This window comes from Microbacterium sp. K35, assembly GCF_004794375.1.
GTDB lineage: Bacteria > Actinomycetota > Actinomycetes > Actinomycetales > Microbacteriaceae > Microbacterium > Microbacterium sufflavum.
Genome location: NZ_SSDM01000224.1, coordinates 1 through 9,744, shown reverse-complemented (window position 1 = coordinate 9,744; position 9,744 = coordinate 1). Strand labels below are relative to the sequence as shown.

The window sequence follows — 9,744 nt, the reverse complement described above, 5'->3', positions numbered from 1 at the left end:
GAGCTCGTCGAGCCGGCCGACGGCGAGGTCCGGGTGCTGCGTCACCCCGAGTCCGAGCGGCGGGCTCCGCGCCGAGGCCGCCGACCCGCGCCCGAGGTCGTGCACGAGCGCGTGGGCGACCGTGTGTTCCAGGTCGACGCCGGCGGCTTCTGGCAGGTGCATCCGCGCGCGGCCTCGGTGCTCGACGCCGCCGTCTACGGGCTGCTCGACGGGCGCGTGGACCCGGGTGCGACGCACTACGACCTGTACGGCGGGGTAGGACTGTTCGCCCGCACGCTGGCGGATCTGGGCGGCACCGACATCGTCACCGTCGAGTCGAGCAGGCGGGCGACCGAGCACGCCAAGGTCAATCTCGCTCCGGTCGAGGTGTCGGCGGTGACCGCCAGGGTCGACCGTTTCCTCTCCGGCGCGTCGAGCCGCGGTCGTACGGGCGCCGTGGTGCTCGACCCGCCGCGCGCCGGTGCGGGTCGCGCGGTCGTCGAGGGTGTGCACGCGCTCGCCCCGGAGGCGGTCGTGTACGTGGCGTGCGACCCGGTGGCGCTCGCCCGCGACCTCGGCACGTTCCGCGAGCTCGGGTGGCGGGTGGGGACGCTGCGCGGCTTCGACCTGTTCCCGCACTCGCATCACTTCGAGGTCGTCGCGCTCCTCACCCGCTGACGGCGCGGCGACCCGCGAGCGGGACTCAGTAGGCTGTGGGCATGAGCACCGTCGCCCTCATCGACGACCACGAGTCCGTCCGCCTCGGTCTCGAGGCCGCGTTCGCCCGCGACGGGCAGACCGTGGTGTTCTCCGGCAGCACGGTGGGGTCGTATCTGACGTGGCGGTCCAGCGCGGTCGTGCCGCCCGCCGACGTGGTGGTGCTCGACCTCACCCTCGGTGACGGGACGACCGTGACCGAGAACGTCACCTCGCTCGTGGCAGACGGGGCGAGCGTGGTCATCCACAGCGTCGCCGACCGGCCGGCCGCGGTGCGGGAGGCGCTCGCGGCGGGTGCCGCCGGCGTGGTCAGCAAGTCCTCGGCCCTCGACGACGTGCTCGACGCGATCCGCACGGTCGCCCAGGGCGAGGCGTTGAACAATGTCGAGTGGGCGAGCGCGGTGGACGGCGACCGGGCCTTCGCGGATGCCCAGCTCTCCACGCGAGAGCGCGAGGTCCTGCGGCTGTATGCCACGGGGCTGCCGCTGAAGGCGGTCGCCGAGCGGCTCGGCGTCGCCTACTCCACCGCGAAGGAGAACATCACCCGCATCCGGGTCAAGTACGTCGAGGTCGGGCGGCCCGCCCCCACCAAGGTCGACCTGTTGCGACGGGCGATGAAGGACGGCATCGTGGCCGCCGACGGGGCGCCGAGTGCCCACTGAGCCGCTCAGCGTCCGCGACGCCTGGAGCAAGATCCCGTCTCCCGGCAGCGTGGAGAGCGGTTTCGAGCGCTTCACGTCGAAGCGGATGGAGCGGATCCTCGCGATCGTGGTGGCGCTGGGCTCGGCGGTGCTCGGCGTGCAGGCGCTCATCGCCGCGATCGCGACCCTGTCCAGGGCCGATGTGCCGCACATGCTCCTGCTCGTGGTCGTCTTCGTCCCGCTCATCGTCATGCTCGTGGCGTGCCTGGTCGGCCGCGCGGTACGCGTCGCCGCGGGGATCTTCGCGGTGGTCTACGTGGTCGCGCTCGCCGCGTGGCCCGTCGTCGTCGATCCCGCCGACAAGGTCGCCGGCGCGCAGCCCTGGATCTTCTTCCTGGTGAACGTCGGGGTGGTCGCCGCGATGCTGGCCTTCCCGCTTCGGCTGCAGTTCGCGTGGGCGGTGGGCGTGCCGTTCGTGTACGGCTACGTCCGGCTGGTGCAGGGCGGGTTCTCGCGCGAGTTCTGGGTCACGACCGCGTTCGACGTGTCGTTCACGCTGATCCTGGGCGTGGTCATCGTGTCGCTCGGCTGGATGTTCCGGTCGGTGGCGGGAGGCGTCGACGAGGCGAGGGGCACGGCGGTGGCGTCCTACGCCACTGCGGCCGCCGCGGCCGCCGCGGAGGAGGAGCGGGTGGCGATGTCGGCGCTCATGCACGACAGCGTGCTCGCCGCGCTGATCGCCGCGGAGCGTGCGGACGGGGAGAGGGCACAGGAGCTCGCGGTCGCGATGGCCAGGGAGGCGCTGACGCGGCTGGCCAACACGGAGGCCGCGGTGGCGGAGGAGGGCAGCGACGAACCGGTCGGCACCGCACAGATCGTCGTCGAGCTGCGCCGGGCGCTGTCGGAGCTCGGCGCGGACGCCATCGTCGAGGAGCGCGGAGGCATCGGCCTCATCCCCGGACGTGCCGCCAGAGCACTGGTGCTCGCGGCGCGGCAGGCGATCGGCAACGCGGTGACGCACGCGCACGGACGTGGACTGCACATCGTCGCGGAAGGCCACGGCGACGAGGGGATCGCGGTCACGATCTCCGACCACGGCCCCGGCTTCGACGTCGACGCGATCGGCCCCGACCGGCTGGGCATCCGCGCATCGATCCTCGCGCGCATGGCCGGTGTCGCCGGCACCGCGCAGATCGTGTCGGATGAGGACGGCACGACGGTCACGCTCGGATGGGAGCGCTCGTGAACCGGACGGTGCGCAGTGTCGCGACGTCGCTGGCCGTGGGCTTCGCGCTGTACTTCGTCGCGCGCGGTGTCTGGTGGATCGAGCAGCCGACGGCCCCGCTGCTCATGGTGCTCGGTATCGGACTGTTCCTCGCGGTGGTCACCGTCGCGATCCTCGGCCATCCCGCGACCGTGCGGATGCCGCTGTGGACGTCGCTGCTCGCGCTGGCGGCGACCGCGGTGATCCCGATCCTGGTCACCGTGTCCCTCGACCCCGCCGACCGTACGGCACCGTTCGCCACGTGGTACATCGGCGGCCTCGGGTTGCTGGCCGTCGTGTGCGTCGTCCGGCGGCGACCCGTCATCGGGTGGTCGGCCCTGGCGATCCTGGTCGCCACGGCGTCCGCGGCGCTCGGCGTCGGCGTCGCTCTGAACCTGGGCGTGGTCGGCTCGATCATGTGGGTGGTGGTCGCGCAGCTCCTGGTGATGTTCTGGGACAGGGCGGTCAGGGACACGGAGCGGCTCTCCGAGATCCAGCAGGCGGTGTCGGCCTGGCACGCCACGCAGCGCGTGCGGCAGCGGGAGCGGCGACTGCGCACGCAGTTCGCCCTCGCCGTCGCCGGGCCCGTGCTGAGTCGGGTCGTCGCGACGCGCGGTGCGCTGGACGAGGACGAGCGGCTGGAGGCGCGACTGGCGGAGGGGCGGCTGCGCGACGAGCTGCGCGGGGCGGACCTGCTGAATGACGACGTCCGCGATGCGATCGAGGCCGCCCGTCGACGCGGTGCATCGGTGACGGTGTTCGACGAGGGCGGGCTGGACGGCATCGGTGAGGATCGACGGATCGAGATCCGGGACGAGCTGGCGCAGGTGCTGCGCTCGGCGGGGACCGGCCGCATCATCATCCGCTCCGCCAAGGACCCCCTGGTGGCGGTCACCGTGGTGGGTCGTGCCGGACGGCGTGCAGCGGACGACGACTCGGTCGACCTGTGGCACGAGATCGTGCGCGAGGCGGGCAGCGAGCCCGCACGGCGGTCGTGAGGAGAGTGGGCGAGGGGCGGCGATATCGCCTGCCCCTCGCCGTGCGGACAGTTACCCGAAAACCGTCCGCTGGTGGCCGATCAGCGTCTGTCTACCCTGGGACAGAGAGACCAGCCGAACGCGAAGCGTCCCCTTCAGTCTGCGGGGTCGTCAACACCTTGTCTGTAGGTATTTTGGGGGACACGCGCAGCGACGCGTGAGGAGGATCATCGAACGATGGGTACACGGCGGGGAACCAACCTTCCGCGGATGGGCGACTTCAACCAGTCGGTCATCCTCGAGGCGGTCCGGCATGCGGTCGATGGGCTGAGCCGTATCGAGCTGGCGCAGGTCACCGGGCTCTCGGCCCAGACCGTGACGAACATCACGCGCCGGCTGCTCGACGAGGGGCTCATCCGGGAAGCCGGTCGGACCATCAGCGGACCGGGCAAGCCGCGGGTCATGCTGCGGCTGGTGGAGGAGAGCAGGTTCGCGGTCGGCGTGCACCTCGATCCAGCGGTGACGACCTTCGTGCTGCTCGACCTCGCCGGGGAGGTCGTGCGGCGGTCGAGCATGGCGACGCCCGCTGAGGCCCCGTCGTTGATCCTGGCCGATCTCGCGGCGCAGATCGAGGAGCTCGTCGAGGGCTCGGGAGTGCCGCGCGAGCGGATCGCGGGGGTGGGCGTGGCTGCTCCGGGACCGCTCGACGCCACCCGGGGCACGGTCATCGATCCTCCCAAGCTGCCCGGCTGGCACCGGGTGGCACTGCAGGACGATCTGGCGGCCGCGATCGCCTTGCCGGTCGTGCTGGAGAAGGACACCACGGCAGCGGCTGTCGGCGAGCTGTGGACGCGGCGCGGGCCGTCCGACGACTCGTTCGTGTTCCTCTATCTCGGTACCGGCCTCGGCGCCGCCGTGGTGCGAGACGGCGAGGCGGTGCGTGGCAGCACCCGCAACCTCGGGGAGATCGGGCACATCGTGGTCGATCCGGAGGGGCCGAGGTGTGCGTGCGGCTCGCGGGGCTGCGTCGACGTGGTGTGCACCCCCGAGGCGATCGTGGAACGGGCGGAGCAGCTCGGGGTTCTCGCCGGAGGTCGGCGCCCCGGGGACAGGGCCGCACTCGACGCGAGCCTCACCGAACTGTGTGTCAGGGCCGCGGCCGGGGAGGCGTCGGCGGGGGCTGTCGTGCAGCGTGCCGCCGAACACCTGGCGACGCTGACGCTCGTGCTCACGGACCTGCTCGACGTGGACCGGGTGGTGTTCGGCGGTCCGTTCTGGAGACGCCTCGCCGACCTGTCGCTGCCGGAGGTCGCCGCGCGGCTCGCGCGGTCCAGCGCGACGCGAGCCGTCCGGGCGCTCCCGGTGCAGAGCACGGTGGTGGGCGACGACGTCGGTGCGGTCGGCGCGGCGTGCGTCGTTCTCGATTCGATGCTCACGCCGCGCACGTCCGACCTGCTGCTCGGCCGGTGAACGTGCCTCCGGCCGAGCCCGTCAGCCTCGGCCGGAGAAGCGGCCCCAGGGGATGTCGCGGCGCAGGGGACGCCGGAGCGGGCGCTGCGTGCGTTCCCACGCGGAGACGCGCGGCTCGTCGACCGTCGCCTCCGCCTGTTCGGTGGCGTAGGCGTCTCCGATCACGGCGATGAGGGCGGCGAGCTCTTCCTCCGTCGCCGTGCCCCGGGTGATCTCGAGCATCGGAGGGGCCGCTGCCGTGCCCTCCGCCACAGCGTCCTGCGCCGTCACAGCGGGATGTTCCCGTGCTTCTTGGGCGGCAGCTCGGCCCTCTTGCCGCGCAGAGCGCGCAGGGCCTTCGCCACGGACACCCGGGTGTTGGCCGGCTCGATGATGCCGTCGAGCTCACCCCGCTCTGCGGCGAGGAAGGGGGATGCGACGTTGTACGTGTACTCGTTCGCGAGTCGCGTCCGGACCGCGGCGACGTCCTCCCCGGCCTCCTCGGCCTTCTTGATCTCCCCGCGGTACAGGATGTTGACGGCGCCCTGGCCGCCCATGACGGCGATCTCGGCGGTCGGCCAGGCCAGGTTCACGTCGGCACCGAGCTGCTTGGATCCCATGACGATGTAGGCGCCGCCGTACGCCTTGCGCAGGATGACCGTGACGAGCGGGACCGTCGCCTCCGCGTACGCGTACAGCAGCTTGGCGCCGCGGCGGATCACGCCGGTCCACTCCTGGTCGGTGCCGGGAAGGTAGCCGGGCACGTCCACGAGCGTCACGATCGGGATGGAGAACGCGTCGCAGAACCGCACGAAGCGACTGGCCTTCTCGCCCGCCTCGATGTTGAGGGTCCCCGCCATCTGCGAGGGCTGGTTGGCGATGATGCCGACGGAACGTCCCTCGATGCGGCCGAAGCCGATCACGATGTTCGGCGCGAAGAGCGGCTGCACCTCGAGGAAGTCGCCGTCGTCGACGACGTGCTCGATGACGGTGTGGATGTCGTACGGCTGGTTGGGGGAGTCGGGGACGATCGTGTTGAGCGTGCGGTCGGCGTCGGTGGTCTCGAACTCGAACGCGCTCTCGTACGAGGGGAGCTCCGCCATGTTGTTGTCGGGCAGGAAGCCGAGGAGCGTGCGCGCGTAGTCGATCGCATCGTCCTCGTCCTCCGCGAGGTAGTGCGCCACGCCCGAACGCGTGTTGTGCGTGTAGGCGCCGCCCAGTTCCTCCATGCCGACGTCCTCGCCGGTCACGGTCTTGATCACGTCGGGACCGGTCACGAACATCTGGCTGGTCTTGTCGACCATGATGACGAAGTCGGTGAGCGCGGGGGAGTACACGGCGCCGCCCGCGGCCGGGCCCATGATGATGGAGATCTGGGGGATCACGCCGGACGCGCGGGTGTTCAGACGGAAGATCTCGCCGTACTTCCCGAGCGCGACCACGCCCTCCTGGATGCGCGCGCCACCCGAGTCGAGGATGCCGATGCACGGCATGCCTCCGGCGAGGGCGAACTCCATGATCTTGACGATCTTCTCGCCCGCGACCTCGCCCAGCGAGCCGCCGAACGTCGAGAAGTCCTGGGAGTAGACCGCGACGGTGCGCCCGTGGATGGTGCCGACGCCCGTGACCACGGAGTCGCCGTAGGGGCGCGAGCGGTCCATGCCGAAGGCGGTCGTGCGGTGGCGCACGTACTCGTCGAACTCGACGAAGCTCCCGGGGTCGACGAGGAGTTCGATGCGCTCGCGGGCGGTCATCTTGCCCTTCGCGTGCTGCTTCTCCTTCGCCTTCGCCTCGGCGTCGACGACGGCCTCGGTGTAGCGGGCGCGGAGATCCGCGATCTTGCCGGCGGTGGTAAAGAGGTCGGGCTTGTCCGTCACGGATTCCACCCTAGCGTCGCCGTCGTCGCGTCCGTTGGATGCTCGGCACAACGGGTCGGGCGATCCTTTGGTGAGGTGCGCGCCCTGCCGTCACCGCTCGGCGGTGTCCGCACCCGGACGCTCGGGCAGGCTGTGGTCGCCCTCGCCCTCGTCGAGCTCCGCGACCGCGTCCCCGCGACGTCGCCCCGCGACCTCGCCCACGCGGTGGCCCACCCAGCCCGCTCCACGAGCGACCGTTCCGGCTGCGCCCGCGACCGCGTTGCCGGCGTAGCGGGCACCGCGGAGCATGCGCAGCTCCAGCTTCTCCGCACCCGGCACCGGCTCCAGCTCCGAGGGAAGATCGACGGGGGCTGCCCCGAACGCCCGGTGTGAGGTCGTCAGCACGCGGCGGCCCAGGAGGTGGTTGCCTGCCCCGCCGATCGCCGCGCCGATACCGAACGGCATGGCTTTGCCGACGAAGGATGCGCCGCCCTTCGCCGCGAACTGCTTCACGAACATGCTCTTCAACTGATCGACCAGCGGGCCGACGGCAGCACGAGGCAGCGACTTGGTCACGAGTTCGCCCCAGTACGCCGAGCGGCTGACCCCGCGCCCCGCGATCTGTCCCGCCAGCTGACCGACCAGGTCGACGCCCTCCTTGCCGAGCATCAACGTCATCACCAGCGCCCGCGCGCGGTCGGGGTTCCCGACAGCGATCCCATGGACCTCGGCCACCGACTGCGCGAAGAGCGCCGTCGACTCCACGAAACCGACCGTCTCCACGCCGGACAGCGCGAGTGTGACGCCGGTGCCGATCCCGGGGACCACCGCGGTCGCACCGACGGCGGCGCCGCCGGCCGTGACCGCCGCGAGGTACCGCCGCTCCAGGATGCGGATGATCTCCGCGGGCGTGGCGTGCGGGTGGCGAAGGCGGATGCTCCGGATGTGCGCCAGGACGAGCGGTCGCTGGATAGAGAGAACGCGGTCGAGGCCGCGCACCATCATCGGGTGTTCGGGTGAGCCGGTCGGCGGGATGCCTTTGTCCCACGGGGCGTCATCCGGCAGGGAGTGGATCTTGTGCACCTTGGGGGCCATGGCGCCGATCCTACGGAATTCCACCGCGAAAACACCGAGAGCCCCGGTCCGCGGGGGACAGGGGCTCTCGGTGTCGTGGAATCAGACGAAGAGGTTCGCGCGCTCCAGGTCTTCTGCGAAGTCGACCTCGACCGCGTAGAGGTCCGAGACGTCCATCGGCTCGAGCAGCAGGCCGTCTTCGGCGATCGCGAGCTCGAGGCCGCGCTCGAAGTAGTCCTGGTCCTCGACGCGCTGCAGCTGACGCATGAACGCCTTCTTCTCGCGGGACGAGATGTAGTTGATGCCGACTGCCTCGCCGAGCCCGCCCTTGACGGTCTTGGACAGCTCCTTGATGTAGCCCTCGGCCGTGACCGTGTACTTGACCTCTTCGTCGCTCACCTTGGCGGTGTTGACGGTCACGAACGACTGGTCGCGCTCGATGTACTCCACCGCGCGGCCGAGGATCATCGGGTCGAACACGACGTCGCCGTTCATCCAGAGCACCCCGCCGCGGCCGGTGGCGCCGAGCGCGCGAAGGAGGCTCTTCGACGTGTTGGTCTCGTCGTAGCGGTCGTTGTGGACGTAGTTCACGTTGGGGAACGCCTCGATGATCGTCTCGGCGCGATAGCCCACCACGGTGGTGATGCGCGCGTCAGAGCCGAAGGCGGCGCGGATGTTGTCGTGCTGCTGGCGCATGATCGTGCGGCCGTCGTTGAGCTCGGTCAGCGGCTTTGGGCAGCGCGCGGCCGAGTCGAGAGCCCATGCCGGCTGCGAGGATGACGGTCTGAAGAGTCACGAGTGCTCCTAAAGGAAGTTGTGTTCACGGCCGGTTCACCGACCAGACACTTCGTCGTGCCGGGAATCATGCTAGCGATTCCGCCTGGGAAGCCCGGGGCCCAGAGGTCCCTGTTGCCATTTCGTGACCGAGTACACACGCAACGCACAGCCTCGGCAACCCCCTTGCATTCCTCCTCGCGTTGCGGTCCGGATGTCGGATTGTCGCGTGGGGCCTTGGCTGGAAGCCGCCCATTGATACCGTAGGACGGTGACTTCCTCCCCTGACGACCGCACCGCCGAGGTGGACACGAACGAGACCCCTTCGGGAACGCCCGACGCGAGTGCGTCAGCGGCGGAGAGCGCGAAGAAGGCGACCGCCGCGACCGCGGCCAAGAAGCCGCGTGCGCCTCGCCGCAGCACCACCACCGTGAAGAAGGCGACGGGCGGGGCGGCGGTGAAGAAGAGCGCCGACGAGAGCGGCGCGACGCCACAGCCCACGGGCGCGAAGACGGCGGCATCGAAAACGTCAGCATCGCAAGGCGCGGGATCGAAGGCCTCGTCATCGAAGGCCACGGCATCGAAGGCTGCGGCAGCGAAGACGACGGCAGCGAAGGCCACGGCAGCGAAGACGACAGCATCGCAAGCCGCGGGAGCGAAGGGCTCGTCATCGAAGGCCACGGCATCGAAGGCCTCGTCATCGAAGGCCACGGCATCGAAGGCCACGGCATCGAAGGCCACGGCATCGAAGGCCACGGCATCGAAGGCTGCGGCGTCGAAGGCGGCGGCGAAGACCTCCGCATCGGCGAAGAGCGTCAGCGCAACGGCGGCACCGGCCAAGGCGGCCGCAGAAAATGCCGCCGCGTCGCTCGAGGTCGTGGTGGAGCCGACACCCAAGGGCAGCGTTGATGCTTCAGCCGTGGCGCCCGCAGCGCGCAGCGCCGATGCGGCGCGACTCGCGGCGGCGAGGAACACGGCAGCGCGCACACCCGCGCGACCCCGACAGGCCGGCG

Annotated in this window: 9 protein-coding genes and 1 pseudogene; 5 read left to right on the top strand and 5 right to left on the bottom strand. The window is 70.8% G+C overall.

Annotated features, from left to right (window positions below):
* The 5 genes from DW299_RS08515 to DW299_RS08495 form a co-directional block, all read left to right on the top strand.
* Positions 1-657, top strand: a 657-nt coding sequence (locus DW299_RS08515) for a class I SAM-dependent RNA methyltransferase (RefSeq protein ID WP_446724793.1), incomplete at its 5' end; no start/stop codon positions are given.
* Positions 658-698: 41 nt separating this feature from the next.
* Complete coding sequence (locus DW299_RS08510; RefSeq protein WP_136036328.1) at positions 699-1,358, top strand: response regulator transcription factor; 660 nt, start codon at positions 699-701, stop codon at positions 1,356-1,358.
* Positions 1,348-2,583, top strand: a complete 1,236-nt coding sequence (locus DW299_RS08505) for a sensor histidine kinase (protein ID WP_136036327.1) — start codon at positions 1,348-1,350, stop codon at positions 2,581-2,583. The genes DW299_RS08510 and DW299_RS08505 overlap by 11 nt, the downstream gene beginning before the upstream one ends.
* Positions 2,580-3,599 carry a DUF962 domain-containing protein gene (locus DW299_RS08500; RefSeq protein WP_240745356.1) on the top strand — a complete coding sequence of 340 codons (1,020 nt, stop codon included), beginning with the start codon at positions 2,580-2,582 and terminating at the stop codon, positions 3,597-3,599. Before DW299_RS08505 ends, DW299_RS08500 begins: the two co-directional genes overlap by 4 nt.
* A gap of 216 nt (positions 3,600-3,815) precedes the next feature.
* A complete protein-coding gene (locus DW299_RS08495) occupies positions 3,816-5,048 on the top strand; it encodes an ROK family transcriptional regulator (RefSeq protein WP_240745355.1) in 1,233 nt (410 codons plus the stop codon).
* Positions 5,049-5,069: 21 nt separating this feature from the next.
* Here DW299_RS08495 and DW299_RS08490 read toward each other — a convergent pair whose 3' ends face one another.
* The 5 genes and pseudogenes from DW299_RS08490 to DW299_RS08470 form a co-directional block, all read right to left on the bottom strand.
* A complete protein-coding gene (locus DW299_RS08490; RefSeq protein ID WP_240745354.1) occupies positions 5,070-5,318 on the bottom strand; it encodes an acyl-CoA carboxylase subunit epsilon in 249 nt (82 codons plus the stop codon).
* The gene (locus DW299_RS08485) at positions 5,315-6,904 is read right to left on the bottom strand and encodes an acyl-CoA carboxylase subunit beta (protein ID WP_206253148.1); all 1,590 of its coding nucleotides are present in this window, start codon (positions 6,902-6,904) and stop codon (positions 5,315-5,317) included. The genes DW299_RS08490 and DW299_RS08485 overlap by 4 nt, the downstream gene beginning before the upstream one ends.
* Positions 6,905-6,994: 90 nt before the next feature.
* Positions 6,995-7,978, bottom strand: a complete 984-nt coding sequence (locus DW299_RS08480) for a hypothetical protein (RefSeq protein ID WP_240745353.1) — start codon at positions 7,976-7,978, stop codon at positions 6,995-6,997.
* 81 nt (positions 7,979-8,059) lie between these two features.
* Positions 8,060-8,753 (bottom strand): annotated as a pseudogene (locus tag DW299_RS08475) (phosphocholine cytidylyltransferase family protein).
* A gap of 71 nt (positions 8,754-8,824) precedes the next feature.
* Positions 8,825-9,744 (bottom strand): hypothetical protein (locus DW299_RS08470; RefSeq protein ID WP_205814356.1); only part of this gene is annotated, 920 nt, incomplete at its 5' end.